We start from the raw sequence: 14,982 nt of genomic DNA, 5'->3' as shown, positions 1-14,982 counted from the left end.
CTACGGCTTCCGATAGTACATAGGCTGGTCGATCAGCCGCTGGCGGAGCAGATCACGTTCGGCTCCGGGTTGTACCGGACGTTGCGGGTGCGGCGGCTGATTTCCTTGCCGGAGAGGTCCCGGATCACGCGGGTATCGGAAGCGGTGAACCCGGGTTTTCCCTGGACCGGTTTGCACGAGCTGTCCGGCTTCGTGACCGTCGGCGGGTTGACGTAGTCGTGTTTCGGGCCGGGGGTCGACTCGACATTGACGTGTCGGGTTCCCCACAGCTTCACGGTGATGGACGAAGGCGTCCAGATGGTTTGGATCGCGACTCCGGTGGGGAAGTCGTTGGTGAACTTCAGGTCGATGACGCTGCTGCCGTCCGGGTTCTGGAACACCGTCGCCTCGCGGGCGGCGGGGTAGCGGCTGATGTAGAAGCTGTGTTCCTTGTGCCCGGCGTCGGTCATGCCGGCGAAGTAGGCGGCGTTGTAGGTGGTCGTGGCGAATTGGGAAATACCGCCGCCGACCTCGCGCGCGGGCACGCCTTCTTCGATCACCCCTGCCTCGACGTAACCCTGCGGCTCGCCGCGCGGGCCGGTATAGCCGTTGAGGCTGAACGTTTCGCCGGGTTTGACGATCGCGCCGTTGACCTTGTCGGCGACCACACGGATGTTCACGCCGGAGTCCGGGGCGAATCCGGCTGTGGCGAACTCGCCGACGACCTCCTTGATGCCGAGCGACTTCACCGAGTCGGTGGTCACGTCCGCGGGCGCGGCGACGTAGTCGGCCGGCACCGTCCGCGCACCCGATCCGGTGAGCGCTGGCAGCAGCCGGGCGAGGGTCAGGTCCCAGTCGATGCGCCGTCCGCCGGACGAAGGGGTGACCACCGGCTGGCCGCTGCTGAAGTCCATCCGGGCGTCTTGGCCCGGATTCTCGGTGGGAGCGAGCTTGTCGATCACCGAGCCGAGCTTGTCCTTGGCCAGCGTAGGGACCAGGGTTCCGTCGTCGCCTGGTCGGAAAGTCAAGGCGGCGGCGATGCGCGCTGGGCTGAGTGTGGTGTCGCGTCCGTCGCCTTGCACTGTCGCCGGTGCCGAAACCGCGGGCATGGCCACCTGGTCGATGGCTCGTTGCACGCTTTCGGGTGAAGCCTTCGGCTGGAGGGTCCGGATTGGCAGTTCGATCCGGTCGCGGCCGGCCCATGCGCTCACGAGTGCGTTCTTGGCCGCGGCTTCGTCCAGCTGCCGCCCGGCTTGCGGCTGAATCGGGACCGGGGTAAGGCCGTCGAACCGCACATCGCCCTCGACCAACGCCTGCTCCACCGCGGGGCGGAGTCCGGTCACGACCCGGGCGATGGCCTGCTCGTCGCCGCTGGAGACGACGCCGAACTCCCGACTGCCGAACAGCGAGCCCAGAAGTGCCCAGGGGGTCGCGGACTGGGTCCCGGCCTGCGCGACCGTGGCGGCGTAGTCGATCCGGACCCCGGCGGACGCGGGGACGAACTGCGTCGAGCGGTTCCCGGCGGAGACCTGGACCGGCTTGCCGAGCCGGGGCGCCAACCCCGTGGTCAGCGTGCTCGCCGCGTCCGCGGGGGACAGCCCGCCGATGGCGACGCCCGCCACCGAGGTACCGGCAGGAACGTCCCCGGCCGTCACGATCACCCCGATCACGTACAGCACGGCCAGCACGCCCGCCACGGAGGCCGCGGCGATCGTCGCCACGCGTCGCCACCACGGGCGGTTCGTCCGGCGAGCACCGTCTCCGCTGCCCTGCCGGTCCGGGTCGGCTGTGGGCCAGTCGTTGTTGTCGAGCGAAGGATGCACAAAAGCCCCCGAGTCGCGTTGATTCCCCGCGTCCGCCGCGGACGGCTCAGGCTACTATTGCGCATAGTTTCTGGTTGGGAGGGGCTGCCGTTCGAGCCGCCCGGCCGACCGGAGCAGCAGAACGCTGAAGCCGATGGTGCCGTTGCCGGCAAGGCAGTCCCGGTGATCCGGACGGGTCCGCTGGCCGGCAGGCTTTGTCAGCCTGGAGGAGACTCACCGCGCCCGCAGTACCCCGGCATGCCGGGGTACTGCCGCGCTACCGAGCAGTGTCTCAGTAGCTTCCGCCGCCGGTCGGGGTCGAGGTGGCGGCCGCGTCGACGGTGATCGTGGTGTCCATGCCCTGGTCCTTGTGGTTGCCGACCGGGCACCACAGCTCGTAGGCGCCTTGCCGCAGAGTGACTGTGAGGTTGGCCGACTGGCCGCCGCGCAGCGTGGCTGTCTTCTCGTCCAGGCCATCGGGACCCTTGACCTCCAGGGCGTGGGCGGTCTGACCGCTGTTGTCGATGACGAAGGTGTACGTGCCGGCAGGGAGCGTCTGGTCGGCGAGGCTGACCTTGAACTCGGTGAGCGTGACCTTGACCGGCTCCCCCGCTGCGGTCGCGGCCGGTGCCGCGGCGGGCGAGGAACTCGGCGCCGAAGAGCCGCTGCCCCCACCTCCGCAGGCCGTGGTCACGAGGCCGACCGCTCCGATCAATGCGGCGGCCCGGAGTCGAGATCGCGGTGTGCCGCCCGGACCGGTCTGGTGGATCCCCATCTTCGTGTCCTCCTCTGGGTTAATCGCGGTGTCCGCCCGTGGTGGGATCGCAGTAGTCGATCTCGGTGGTCGGATGGAACGGGCCGAGCACGAGGGCACGCTTGAAGGCCCCGCCCTCGAACATTTCCTCGGCGGATACCTCGAACGCGAACTGGTCCCCGGGACGTAGCCCGCGTCCGGCGATCAGCACCGGCTTGCGAACGAGGTAGATCGCCGGCCAGGGACAGCAGTAGTAGTGGCCGATCGGCTGGCCGCCCGGGGTCGTTCCGGCCAGGACGGTGCCGGAACCGAGGGCGGCGTCGATCTGGTCCTGGACCGTCAAGGTCGCGGCCGGGGCCGGGTCGCTGCGCCACAGGACGTCGATTGCGCGCCGGGCCGCAGGGTCGTGCTGCCAGCGCTCCCGGCTGCCCGGGTCGGTCAGGCACCAAGGGTCGAAACCTGGCTGCCCCGGCAGCGGGAGCCGGGGACCGGTGACCAGCGCGACCTCGGTCTCCGGTCTGCCCAGCAGGGTCGGCATCGCCAGGAGCTGGCCAACCAAGTGGTAACTGGCGATTCCGTGCTTCACCGACGCTTCGACGCGCTGGTGAACCGCTTCGGTGGCAGTGGGCGACCACAGCGACTCCGCGTGAGACACCGCGCCGTCGGCCTCGGCCACCATCCCGTCGAGCTTGCCCGGGACTCCTGCTTTGCCGTCGGGAATACCAGCGCGGACGAAGTCGGCCAGCGCCGCCTGGGCATGGTCGCGCATCGTGCGCGCGGCGGCGAGCATCGCGGCCAGATGAGGGCGGGGACAGGGCTCGACGTCCACCCAGCCCGGCAGCGCCGCCGGCAGGCTCACGTCGGCGCCGACGTCATAGGCCTGGTCCCGGACAGCGCGACGAGCCAGCGAGGACCACTGTTCGACCTCTCCGAAGAACGCTGCTGCCTGCTCGGCCGTCACCGGTGGCAGGTAACCGACGGTGCGGGGGTCGGCCGCGTAGTCGGCCTCGACGAACTGCTCGCCCAGAGTCTGCAGCACGAACGCGTTCCAGGTGCACAGCAGCTGACTCAGCTCGCCCGGCCGAGCCTCCCACAGGCAGGTGCCGCAGCCGGCCAAGCGGTCGCGGAGCTTTTCCGCGGCCAGCAGGTCCTCGTACGCGGCCACGCCGGCGCGGCGGTAGGCCTCGACCGTTTGGGCGGAGACCTCGCCGCGGAGGGCGGCCGCCAGCCGGGTCATCAGCCTCGGGTGCGTGACCTCGTGCTGCTCCATGGCGTTCACCTTCTGGTCCGCGGCAGGGAGCCCCGATTCTACTATTCAGTATAGGAGGATCGGGTGGCCCCGGGCCGTGTCTGGGAATTTTCTTGGTATTCGTGGGTGCGGCTCGGCCGGCTAGTCTCGGCGCCTGCCGGAGAGTGTCGACCCATACTCCATGGGGCATCGAGTTCCACTCGATCGAGTGACGTGCGCGTACGCAACAGCCTCCTCGATGTCGGCGTCACTTCAGTGCCAGACCGCCGCGGAAAGCGGTGAGCAGGAGCCCGGTCAAGGGGCCCAGCACAAGTGAGGCGAGAGCGGCGACGTACGCCGTAAGGCTCGCCCAGCCCTCCGAGCCGCCCGTCGGCGGCACCGCGGCGGGCCGGACGGCCGGGGCGATCCAGCGCAGGTAGTAGAACAGGCTCGCCACGGTGTTCACGGCCGCCACGACGACCAGCCACGCGTAGCCGCCGTCGAGGGCGGCCGTGAAGATCGTCAGCTTCCCGGCGAATACCGCGGTCGGCGGCGTGCCGACCAAGCCGAGTAAGCACACGACCAAGCTGAGCGCGAGCCACGGTCGTTGCCGCAACAGGCCGTGGTATTCCTCGATCGTCTTGCGCTGCGGCAGCGCGCACACGACCGCGAAGGCGCCGAGGTTCGTCACGGCGTAGGCGCCGAGGTAGAGCAGCGTGCTCGGCAACGCCAGGGAGCCGCGGCCCGCGACAGCGACTGCCATGAGCAGGTACCCAACCTGGCTGATCGTGGAGTAGCCGAGCAACCGGCGGACATCGCGTTGGAAGAACGCGGCGAGGTTGCCGAGGGTCATGGTCGCGGCGGCGACGAGGGCGACCAGCAGGGCCGCATCGACCCCCGCATCCGTCATTCCGGCCGCGAGCAGCCGGTAGGCGGCGATGACTCCGCCGATTTTGGGCACGGTGGTGAGAAAGGCCGCCGCCGGGGGCCGGGTTCCCTCGGCGACGTCCGGGATCCAGAAGTGTGCTGGGACGGCACCCATTTTGAACAACAGCCCGGCGAGCACGCCGATGAACCCTACGGCGACCACTGCTGCGGGAGCGTGTCCGAGGCCGCTTTGCAGTTCCGGGTATCCGGTCCCGCGGGCGACGCCGAACAGCACGGTGGCACCCGCGAGCATGGTGATTCCGAGCAGCGCGCCGAGCAGGTAGAACTTGAGCGTTCCCTCGGTGCCGAGGTCGTCCTTGGCGAAGCCGGCGATCGCGTAGAGCGGGATGCTGGCGAGCAAATACGCGGCCACCAGCAACAGCAGATCGTTCGCGCCGGTGAGCACGATGGTGCCCAGCGCGGCGAGCAGTACGAGCACGTACCACTCGCTTTCGCGGGGCGAAGAACGGAATTCCCGAGCGCTGACGCCGAGCGTGAGCAGGACAGCGGCCAGCACGACGGTCCGGCCGGCGTTGGTCGCGACGTCGAGGGCGTAGCTGCCGCCGAAAACGGTCCGAACCGGATCGCCCCACGCCAGCACGGTCGCGACGAGTCCGGCGACGCAGGCGACGGCGGTGAGCAGGCGGACCGGCCACTGCCGCTGCCGGGGCAGGTAGGAGCCGAGCAGCAGGCCGAGGACCGCCGCGACCGCGAGGATGATCTCCGGCAGCAGGGCGAGCGGATCTTCGTTCATCATCTCCACGTCGCGGTCACCGGGCCAGCAGATTCAGGACCGACCGCGACGCGGGTTCGATCAGATCCAGCAGGAACCGCGGGAAAACCCCGATCACGACGGCGAGCAGCAGAAGCGGCGCGATCGACACGCCTTCGGCGACGGTGAGGTCCGCGGCCGGGGCGTTCGGCTTGCCGAGGAACACTTTCTGGAACGCCCGCAGGAACAGGGCCGCGGTGATCAGGATGCCGAGGAACGCCAGCACGGTCGCGACCGGCGCGGCGCCGAGAGATCCGGTGAAGATCTGGAACTCGGCGATGAACCCGGAGAACCCGGGCAGCCCGAGCGACGCGAATGCGGCTGCCGCGGTGAGGCCCGCGAACCGGGGCGCGCTGGCGGCCAGCCCGCCGAAGCGGTCCAGGTCGTAGGTGCCGCCGCGGTCGTAGAGGACTCCGGCGAGGAGGAAGAGCGCGCCGGTGATGAGACCGTGGCTGATCATTTGGGTGACCGCTCCGGTGACCGCGAGCTGACGGGCCTCGGCGGCCGAACCGCCCACTATCCCGGCCGCGCCGATCGCCAGGATGATGTATCCCATGTGGTTGACGGAGGTGTAGGCGACCATCCGTTTGAAGTCCCGTTGCCCCAGGGCGACCAATGCTCCATAGAGGACACTGACGACCCCGACCACGACGAACACGATCGCGTAGCGGCGCCAGGTATCGGGCAGGATCGGCATCGCGATCCGCACGAACCCGTAGGTGCCCATCTTCAGCAGCACTCCGGCCAGGATCGCGGATCCGGCGGCGGGCGCCTCGGTGTGCGCCGGTGGCAGCCAGGTGTGGAACGGGACTGTCGGTGTCTTGATCGCGAACCCGACCCCGAGCGCGAGCAGCACCAGCCCCGCGGCCCAGCCGCCGCCGGCGAGCGGCATCTGCCGGGTCAGCTCGACGAGGTCGAAGGTGTGCGGCGAGGCCGTCACGTAGAGCGCGATGAAGCCGACGAGCAGCGCGAGCGAGCCGACGAAGGTGTAGAGGAAGAACTTCATCGCGGCACGTGCCGCATCACGGTGTCCCCAGCCCGCGATCACGAAGTACATGCCCACGATGGACAGATCGAAGAAGACGAAGAACAGGATCAGGTCGAGCGCGACGAACAGGCCGAGGCTGACCGTCTCGAGGAAGAGGAACAGGACGGCGAAGGAGCGCACCCGCTTCTCCTGCCGGAGCGAGTAGACCGCGCAGGCCAGGAACAACCCGGCGGTGAGGGCCAGGAGCGGCAGGCTGAGGCCGTCGACCCCGATGTGGTAGCCCGAGCTGATGCTGGGAATCCAGCGAAGATTGACCTCGTACCCGTAGCCGTCGCCGTTTGGGTAGTCGGCCCACAGGATGACGACCAGCACGAAATCCGCGGCCGCCGCGCCGAGCCACCACCAGCGCACGAACCGGTCGGTGACGCGCGGGACCGCGAACGGGATCACTGCGGCCACCAAGGGCAGGAACACCACCACGCTGAGCACGCGCTACCTCACGTTCGTCACAGGAAGATCAACAACAAGGCCAGGACGCCCAGGGCGACCGCCGCCTGGGCGTAGTAATGGTGCAGCTGCCCGGTCTGTGGGCGGCGCGCCAGCCGGCCCAGCGACCGGGTGCCGCCCGCGACGGCACGCACCGCGGCTTCGAGCGAAAGCTCGACCCGTACGTCAGCCAGCCGCGCCAGCGCCGCGCCGGTGGCTGCCGCCCCGCGCACGCCGCCGTCGACCACCCGGTCGTCGAACCGGGCCAAGCCCTCGGCCAGCCGGGCGGCCGGCACGGCAACGCCGGCGTGGGCGAGCCGCTCCAGCCCGAGCCAGTCGCCCAGCAAACCCGCACGAGGAACCAGGGAGCGGCTGCGCGTCCAGGCCGCGGCCCCGGCGACCCCGCCGATGGCGAGCAACCCGGACGCGACCAGCTCGGCCCACCCCGGCTCGGGCATTTCACCGCCCACCAACTCGGCGAACCGCTGCGAGAGGACCGGCACGCCGCCGATCCCGAGCAATGCGGCCGCAGCGGCGAGGATCGGCAGCGGCACGAGCAAAGCCGCGTTCAGCCGTGGGTTTGACATGTTGTCCGCCGGTGCCCAGAGGACAGCCAGGATTCGCCCGACGTAGGCTCCGCTGACCAGCGCGGCTGCCAGTCCGACGACGTACAGCGCCGGCGAGTCCGCGAGCGCGGCGGCGAGAACCGCGTCCTTCGTAACCCAGATGGACAGCGGAGGCACACCGGCGAGCGCGAGCGCACCGATGGTGAACACCGTGCCCAGCAACGGATATCGCCGCGCCGCGCCGCGTAACCGCGCGAGATCTTTCGTGTCCAGCGCGACGAGCCAGGCACCGGCACCGAGGAACAGGAGGCTCTTCGTGGCTGCGTGCGCGACCAGTTGGGCCGTTCCCGCGGCCGCGCCGCCCGCGCCGGAGGCGAGCACCATGAACCCGATCTGCGAACAGGTCGACGCGGCCAGCACCTGCTTGAGGTCGCGCTGCACCACCGCGACCGCGCCCAGGATCAGTGCGGTCAGCACACCCGCCCAGGCCACTGTGCCCGCGGCCCACCCAGTGACCGCCAGCAACGGCTCCACCCGGATCAGCAGGTACGCCCCGGCCGCGACCATCGTCGCGGAATGCAGCAGCGCGGAGACCGGGCTCGGGCCGTCCATCGCCCGCGAGAGCCAAAAGCTGAACGGCAGTTGTGCCGACTTCCCGAGCGCGGCGAGCACGAGCCCGGCGGTGATCGCATCCCGCCACCCGCCCGCCGCGCCGGGCAGCTCGGCCAGCGTCAGGCCGGGGACCCCGCCCGCGTACGCCGCGCCGGCCGCGAGGTACAGGCCGAGGTCGGCGGACCGGGTGGTCAGGAAGGCGATCCCGCCGGAATCGACGTGGTGATCCTCCCGCCACCAGAACCCGATCAAGGCGTACGAACAGGCCCCCATGACCTCCCACGCCATCAGCAGCACGACAAGGTCGCGCGCGGTCACCGTGACCAGCATGGCGGCGGCGAACACCAGCATCAGCCCGTGGAACCGAGCCCGCGATTCTTCAGCGGCGAACTCACCGGCCGCGAAGATCAGCACCGCGACGAGCACGACGGCGACGGTCACAACCATGACCGCGGACAGCCCGTCCACTCCGACCTCGGCCCGCAGACCCGCCAGCAACGGCGCCGACCCGGCAGGCCGCGTGAACGCGGCGGCGATGGCAAGCACCAGCGTGACAGCCGCGGCTGTCACGCCGACGGCGGGTGCGGCGCGGTCGAGGACATGCCCTACGACCAGCAGCACGGCACCCGCTGACAGCGGGAGCCCGATCAAAACCCAAAGGACCACCGGCTCAGCCCTTCAAGTCCGCGGCCGAGTCGGTCATGTCGACGTCGCGGCGCCGGAAGATCGCGGTGACCACTGCGAACCCGACGGCCATGTCGACCGCCATCAGGGTCACCGCGACCAGCACCACGACCTGGCCGTCCGGTCGGTCGGGGGAGACGAAGTACCAGAACGCCGCGCCCGCTACGATCACCGCGTTCGCCATCAACTCGAGTCCCATCATGATCATCACAATGGACTGCTGCGAGAGCGCGCCGTACAGCCCGACGCTGAACAGAGCCGCGGCCAGCAGGAGAAACGTCTGCAGAGTCATCGGTTCAGCCCGCCCCGCACAGGGTCCTGCGGCTGCTTCTCGCGCAGCCTGTCGCCGTACCGGTCGTAACGGCCGCGGTGGGTGGAGAGCACGACCGTGGCGACCATCGTGGCGAACAGGCACAACCCGAGCACCATCATCACCAGCATCTTCGAGCCCATGAGCGCTTCTCCCAGCGCCCGCGTGGGATCGGCCGGTCGGGACCGGTCCGAGGACGGCCACGGCACCAGGAAAATGCCCGCGGCGAGCGCGGCGAACACTCCTCCGGCAATGACCAGCGACCCCTTCTGGTTGTGCACCATCGTCATCGGCATCAGCCCAGCCGGGTTCATCATGAACATGATCATGAAGACGGCCATGACGACCATCTCCATGATCATCATGAGGACGACCAGTACCCCGAGGTAGGCCAGGTTGAGCAGCAGGAGAGTGCCGGCCGCGAAGACGAAGGAGGCCAGCAGCGCGAACGTCGCGCGGGCCATCGAATCGACCCGGAACACCGCGATCCCCGCACCGACCGCACCGACAGTACATACCCAGAAGACGATCTGTGTCCACATGCGACTTCCCCCTCACCGGACCAGCACGACGACGGCGACGACGAGCGCTTGCAAGAGCGTCAGCGGGATCAGCACGACCCAGGCGATCTCCTGGTAGCGCTCCATCCGCACGGTGGGGATCCGGCGCTTCAGCCACACCAGCAGCGCGAGGACCGCGAGCGTCTTGACCACCGACCACGACCAGCCCGGCAGCAGCGGCCCGGACCCGCCGCCGAGGAACAGCGGCACAGCGAAGGCCGCCCCGGAGACCAGCAGCAGCCACCGTCCGGCTGCGAAAACCAGCCGGTCCACGCCGGACAGTTCCGAGGCCGCGCCACCGGCGATGTCCGGGCCCACGGGATGGGAGAACGGCCCCCAGAAAGACATCGCCGGCACCGACAGCAGGTAGACCACGAACGCGGCGGGCATCCACACCACGAACCACAGCGAATCCTGCGCGGCGACGATGTCGGTCACCCGCAGCGAGCCGGCCCCGAGAGCCGCGGTGATCAAGGCGAACATGTGCGGCAGTTCGTAGGCCAGCCCTTGCGCGATGAACCGGTAGCCGCCGAGCAGGCCGTACGCCGAGTTCGCGCTCCAGCCGACCAGCCAGACAGCCGCCCAGGCCACGACTTCCATCGCGTTGAACCACACGACCCCGATCGGGAAATCCGCCACCGGCCACCGGCCCAGCGGGGTGCAGAGCGAGGCGAACACGGCGGCGGCCAGGAGCGCGAGCGCGCCGCTGCGTCCCAGCAGGACGTCCGAAGCCACCGTGCGGCGACGTTGCTGCACAAGGAGCCCGCCGACGTCGCGCAGCGGGAGCGACGCAGCTCGCCCGGGCGGCGCTCCGGCGGCGCGGGCGGACAGGAGCGCGTCACACGACGCAGTGACGGCGGCCAGGGCGCCCAGTAGGACCGGCAGGAGAAGGCCGCTCCACCACGGCAGCGCGTCAACCATGGGCCGCCTGCATCCGTTCGAGATCGGGGTCGAGACTCGCGATGATCAACCGCGCAGCCGCGAGCTCGGTTCCGGCGAGCAGGGCAGGCAGTGCTTCCAGGACAGCGTTCGGGTCGTCCGGTTCCGCCGGAGTTTCGCCCAGTGCTTCGTCGAGCCAGCGGTACAGCCGGTCGGCCGCGTCGCCTCTGCCTGTCTCCCTTCGGTCGCTGCCCAGCCCGGACAGGGACCAGCGCAGCGTCCGGGACCGGCGAATCCGCCGGGCCCATTTCGACAGCTCACGAGCGTTGTCCCGTCCCGCGAGCGCCTCGTCGCGCAACCGATACGCGAGGGTCGCGGCATACTCCCAACCTGCGACCGACAACAGCCGCGCGCAGCTGTCGAGCCGCTGCGCGGTGACACGGGTGCGGTCCGGGGACACGGTGTCCCAGAACCGCACCAGGTCGGGCCCGTGCCCATGCTCCTGGACCGTTTCCACCTCCGCGTCCTGGATGACGTCACCATGCAGGGTCACCCGCACGATCAGCCCGGCCGGCCAGTCGGGCAGGATCGGCCCCAGGGGGACGGTGAGCCGATCGAGCTTCAGGCCGTCGCGGTCGTCGGCGCGGTCGGCCATCGGAATGCCGCCGGGCATCGACATACCGCCCATGTCATGGCCGCTCATGTCGTGGCCGCCGTGATGTGTGTGCTGATCGTGCGACTCGGTGTGGTCGCCGTGGCCCTCGCGCGGCATTTCGTGCTGGGGTGGCGGGCCGTGCTCGCGGGCACCGTGATCGTGTATCGCGTGGTCGGTGTGCGCGGATTCTGCTTCCGGCTCGGGCTCGTGGTGTTCGGTCGGGGGCGCGGCGGAGACGCGCTGGCGTTCCACCGAACGGAGCTGACGTTCCGCGGCGGTGAGCGCGGCCGCCACACCGGCGTCACCGGAGATCTCGACCCGCACTCGCGGGACCGGGACGAGCTGCCAGACCGCGTTGGAGAACGGAGCCATGGCATCCGTCTCCGGCCCCGCGACGACCAGCAGATTGGCTTCGGCCGGGTTCCGAGCGCAGCGCCAGCCGCGCTGGCGGATTTCGCGCTCGACCGCGAGACGGGCTGCCGTGCCGCCGATCGTCGTGACCACCAGGGGCCGCACGGGAGTGTGCCGGAGCAGCCAGGCGGTCAGGTCCACCGGAACACCCCCTCCCGCCGGGCATACCAGACCCCGGCGACCAGGACCGCGAGGAAGGCGAACATCTCGACGACCGCCGTGGTGCCGACCTCGGCGACGACCAGTGTCCACGGGTACATGAACACCATCTCCATATCGAAGGCCAGGAACACCATCGTGATCGTGTACCACCGCACGTGGAACCGGGACACGGCATGCTCCGCGGGCGAGCCTCCGGACAGGAAGGGCAGCACGTCCCGCGCGGCGCCGGCGAGCCGGACGAGCCGGGTCACCGCGTAGACCGCCGCCGCCACCAGGACTACCGCGACCAGGGCCGCGAGCGCGCCGAGCATTCAGCCTCCTCGGTTGCCTTGACCTGCTAGGGAGCGTAGCTGCCTTGACCCGAGCGGGCAGGGCGAGCCAGGTGCATATACCTCTAGGGGGTAAGGCTATACCATCGTCGCTGGATCTCAAACGCGCCGCGGCTGATGTCGGCGGGCCGAACTGGAGGTGGAGTGGCCGTCCTGGAGGCAGCATTGCCCGGCGGTGTCTCCGGGCGCTGGCGTCCACGAGAAGCTGGCTCCGCATGAGGCCTACGCAGTTCGAGCATGGCACCGGGGGCGAAGCTGTCGTCAGACATTCCCGCCGATCGAGGTGGCCGAGCTTGGGCGCGCCGTCGCTCGGTCAGCGATGACTGCGCCGCGGGAAAGCGGCGGATTGCGTGCTCTCGGCGGTCTATCCACTCTTGGATGCGACGACCAGGTAGGCGCTGCCTAGCAATCTCCGGAAGCCGCGACGGGCCAGCGTGCTTTCTGGACGCGTTTGCCATCGCCGAGACAATTTCCACAGAACTTGGTCGACCGGCGGGACAACAGGCGTGACGTCATAGTAGACGATATCCACCGGCATAAGCCCCGCGGCGCGCAAGAGCCGACGCAGTTTCCAAGGAGGCACTGCGCGGATGCCGCTTGGGCGCGGTCCGTGGCGCGCTTCCGGAGCTCGGCCGAGCATGCCTTCGATTTTTCCGAGCAGGCGCAGTAGTGGCCAATACACAACCCACTCGAATATTCTGTATGGGCTGAGCGGGTTCAGCATGGTTACCAGGACCAATCCATTCCGCTGCACGACGCGCGCGCATTCCTCGAGGACCGTGGATACGGCGCAGTACTCGAGTACGCCCATGGCAACCGCTACGCCGAAGCTCGATTCGGGAAACGGCAGGTTGACAGCGTCGCCGACCGCGAGTCGCGTATTGGTGCCGCGGAGGCTTCGGGACGCTTCGGCGATCATCGCAGGCGATGAGTCGACCAGCGTGACCTGGAACTCGTCAGGCCGTGCATCGGCGAGCTGTCGCGCGAAGACCCCCGGACCGCAACCGACATCGACCAGGTCGCCGCCAGGGCAATGGCCGAGTGCCTCCAGGACCGCATGCATTCGAGAAGAGAAGTACCGTCCGGACGGTCCCGGCTCCTCGTGCGATGCCGCGTACTCTGCGGCTCGGGAGCGGTCGTCGAACTGCGCGCGGACCAGATGTTCCCGCTCGGTGTGCCACGACCGATCGGCACCGAGACGCGCGACAGCGCGACTGCCACTGTCGTGAGGAGCGGGCTTGCCAGTCATCCACCGGCTCCCTCCTGGTCGCGCGACGACTCCGTCCGAGGCGCCCGCGTAAACTAGGGAAAATAGTAGCATGATGTTCTGCTCTACTAGGGGAAGCTGCGGCATTTGCCGTTCAAGGTCGGTTCCTCCTGCGCGCACGGCAGGTGGTCGTTGCACTCCGGCGTCGCCGCAAGCCCGACCAGTAGTCACCCGCTCGGTGTTGCATGACGGCGGCTTGGACGCCGTCATCGCCGCCGACAGTTGGTGCGCCACTCGCCCGGGTGTCTCGACGGGCCGGCTGAGATCCGCGCCGCGATATGCCCGCTCCGTACGAGATCGTTCGCGGTGGTGGCAAACGGCCGTGCAGGTGGTTCCACGCGGCGGGTCGCCTTGGTTCCGGTCGGGTGGCAACGGCAGGCCGGCATGTTCGCCGACGACCTGGCTTTCGTGGTGTGGAGATCGGGAACTGGCTCGGTCGATCCGGCGCTTGCCGTCCATTTGGGAGGACGCAGGCCCGGCCGAGTGCCACTGCGGCAAGGGATGCGAATCAACGGATGCCCACGCAAGGCACTCGACTGGAAGACGCCAGCTGAAGCGCTCAACGAGCTGCTATTGTCATTTCAATAAGCTGTTGCGACGACCGGTTGAACTCGGGTCGGGTCGAGGGGCTTGCTGGACCAGTCCTGCGTCTCCGTGACCACTTTGTCAGTGATCATTGAAACCGTCTCCTTGCTGACCGATGCGTAACTGGTCAGGTTGTTAGGTAGTGGGCAGCCAGGCGCGGCCTTCGGCCAGTTGGACGAGGGCGTGGAAGAACGTGATCCCATGTTTGGCCGCTGTGGCGAGGTAGGATCGGATCGCGGTGAACTGTCGGGCTCCGGTAAGGGTTCTGGCGCATCCGGATACTTTTTGCCGGAGTTTGACCATCCGGATTTCCCGCTCTGCCGCATTATTGTCGAACGGAACCCGGAAATCTGTCGAGAACCGCAGGTAGTCATCGTGACGGTCGAGTATGCGGCGAGCCAGGGCGTGGTGGGTGGCCATGATCTTCGTGGAACGAGCCTTGTTCTGGCGGACACCGAGGCGCGCCGCCGAGCGCAGCAAGCGGGTCTGTTCGGCCGCCAGAGCGGCATCGACCTGCGGCAGGTTCGCTTCATTCGCCGCCTCGACAAGTCCTTTGAGCTCGCGGAGCGCGTCCGCGACCTGCGTGGCCCAGCACCACGGCTCACCGTCAGGCGCGAGGTCGGCGACGGCCTGCAGCTCGCGGAGCAGATGACTGTTGCACAACGCGTGCGTCACCTGGGTGTAGGTGTCGTAGGGAGCCCAGGCGTCGGGCCCTGTCATGATTTCCGTGTAAGCCACGGACGATTTCTTCTTCTATTCTAGTGGAGTGGGAGTCGGTCTGGGAAGAGTGCGGCGAGGGTGTTTAGTGCTTGTTTCCAGCCTCGGGTGCCGGTTCCCGATGGTCCGCCTCGGTTGCTGGTGATGTTGCGGAGTCCGAGGTAGAGCAGTTTTGCCGCGGCGGTGTCGCTGTCGAAGTGGCCGCGGTTCTTGGTGATTTTGCGGAGCTGGAAGTTGATGTTCTCGATCAGGTTTGTGGTGTAGACGATCCTGCGGAGTTCGGGTGGATAGTCGAGGAACGGGGTGAAG

General features: G+C 68.8%; 14 protein-coding genes. All 14 read right to left on the bottom strand.

The features are described 5' to 3' along the window. Positions 1–32: 32 nt before the first annotated feature. A complete protein-coding gene (locus tag BMY97_RS40430) occupies positions 33–1,700 on the bottom strand; it encodes a VanW family protein (RefSeq protein ID WP_245787757.1) in 1,668 nt (555 codons plus the stop codon). Positions 1,701–2,073: 373 nt separating this feature from the next. Continuing rightward, the gene (locus BMY97_RS40425; RefSeq protein ID WP_218156995.1) at positions 2,074–2,475 is read right to left on the bottom strand and encodes a cupredoxin domain-containing protein; all 402 of its coding nucleotides are present in this window, start codon (positions 2,473–2,475) and stop codon (positions 2,074–2,076) included. Between the two features lie 100 nt (positions 2,476–2,575). Further along, positions 2,576–3,805, bottom strand: a complete 1,230-nt coding sequence (locus BMY97_RS40420; RefSeq protein WP_091628263.1) for a hypothetical protein — start codon at positions 3,803–3,805, stop codon at positions 2,576–2,578. A gap of 226 nt (positions 3,806–4,031) precedes the next feature. After that, a complete protein-coding gene (locus BMY97_RS40415) occupies positions 4,032–5,444 on the bottom strand; it encodes an NADH-quinone oxidoreductase subunit N (protein ID WP_091628335.1) in 1,413 nt (470 codons plus the stop codon). Between the two features lie 16 nt (positions 5,445–5,460). Next, the gene (locus BMY97_RS40410; protein WP_091628262.1) at positions 5,461–6,939 is read right to left on the bottom strand and encodes a complex I subunit 4 family protein; all 1,479 of its coding nucleotides are present in this window, start codon (positions 6,937–6,939) and stop codon (positions 5,461–5,463) included. A 17-nt stretch (positions 6,940–6,956) separates the two neighbouring features. Beyond that, positions 6,957–8,735 (bottom strand): NADH-quinone oxidoreductase subunit 5 family protein, encoded by a 1,779-nt coding sequence (locus BMY97_RS40405; protein WP_245787756.1) that lies wholly within the window; start codon positions 8,733–8,735, stop codon positions 6,957–6,959. Positions 8,736–8,784: 49 nt separating this feature from the next. After that, positions 8,785–9,090 carry an NADH-quinone oxidoreductase subunit NuoK gene (gene nuoK, locus BMY97_RS40400; protein WP_091628258.1) on the bottom strand — a complete coding sequence of 102 codons (306 nt, stop codon included), beginning with the start codon at positions 9,088–9,090 and terminating at the stop codon, positions 8,785–8,787. After that, positions 9,087–9,650: an NADH-quinone oxidoreductase subunit J gene (locus BMY97_RS40395; RefSeq protein ID WP_091628257.1), complete on the bottom strand. Its 564-nt coding sequence runs from the start codon at positions 9,648–9,650 to the stop codon at positions 9,087–9,089. The genes nuoK and BMY97_RS40395 overlap by 4 nt, the downstream gene beginning before the upstream one ends. Positions 9,651–9,662: 12 nt before the next feature. Then, positions 9,663–10,589 (bottom strand): NADH-quinone oxidoreductase subunit H, encoded by a 927-nt coding sequence (locus tag BMY97_RS40390; protein WP_091628255.1) that lies wholly within the window; start codon positions 10,587–10,589, stop codon positions 9,663–9,665. Next, positions 10,582–11,754, bottom strand: coding sequence for a hypothetical protein (locus tag BMY97_RS40385; RefSeq protein WP_091628253.1), 1,173 nt, complete (start codon positions 11,752–11,754; stop codon positions 10,582–10,584). Before BMY97_RS40385 ends, BMY97_RS40390 begins: the two co-directional genes overlap by 8 nt. Continuing rightward, positions 11,745–12,086 (bottom strand): NADH-quinone oxidoreductase subunit A, encoded by a 342-nt coding sequence (locus BMY97_RS40380; protein ID WP_091628251.1) that lies wholly within the window; start codon positions 12,084–12,086, stop codon positions 11,745–11,747. The genes BMY97_RS40385 and BMY97_RS40380 overlap by 10 nt, the downstream gene beginning before the upstream one ends. A gap of 382 nt (positions 12,087–12,468) precedes the next feature. Then, entirely contained in the window at positions 12,469–13,353 is an 885-nt protein-coding gene (locus BMY97_RS40375; protein WP_091628249.1) for a class I SAM-dependent methyltransferase, read from the bottom strand. Between the two features lie 738 nt (positions 13,354–14,091). Next, entirely contained in the window at positions 14,092–14,694 is a 603-nt protein-coding gene (locus BMY97_RS40370) for an IS66 family transposase (protein WP_143086408.1), read from the bottom strand. 20 nt (positions 14,695–14,714) lie between these two features. Beyond that, on the bottom strand, positions 14,715–14,982 hold a 268-nt coding region (locus tag BMY97_RS40365), incomplete at its 5' end, for a transposase (protein ID WP_143086407.1).

Source organism: Amycolatopsis saalfeldensis (genome assembly GCF_900110575.1).
Lineage (GTDB): Bacteria > Actinomycetota > Actinomycetes > Mycobacteriales > Pseudonocardiaceae > Amycolatopsis > Amycolatopsis saalfeldensis.
The sequence above is the reverse complement of the archived record's forward strand: the minus strand, read 5'-3'. Positions and strand labels throughout refer to the sequence as shown.

Coding starts and splice junctions, on each gene's coding strand:
- BMY97_RS40375 (WP_091628249.1), bottom strand. CDS start 13,353: ATGACTGGCAAGCCCGCTCCTCACGACAGTGGCAGTCGCGCTGTCGCG.
- nuoK (WP_091628258.1), bottom strand. CDS start 9,090: ATGACTCTGCAGACGTTTCTCCTGCTGGCCGCGGCTCTGTTCAGCGTC.
- BMY97_RS40415 (WP_091628335.1), bottom strand. CDS start 5,444: ATGAACGAAGATCCGCTCGCCCTGCTGCCGGAGATCATCCTCGCGGTC.
- BMY97_RS40420 (WP_091628263.1), bottom strand. CDS start 3,805: ATGGAGCAGCACGAGGTCACGCACCCGAGGCTGATGACCCGGCTGGCG.
- BMY97_RS40380 (WP_091628251.1), bottom strand. CDS start 12,086: ATGCTCGGCGCGCTCGCGGCCCTGGTCGCGGTAGTCCTGGTGGCGGCG.
- BMY97_RS40390 (WP_091628255.1), bottom strand. CDS start 10,589: ATGGTTGACGCGCTGCCGTGGTGGAGCGGCCTTCTCCTGCCGGTCCTA.
- BMY97_RS40395 (WP_091628257.1), bottom strand. CDS start 9,650: ATGTGGACACAGATCGTCTTCTGGGTATGTACTGTCGGTGCGGTCGGT.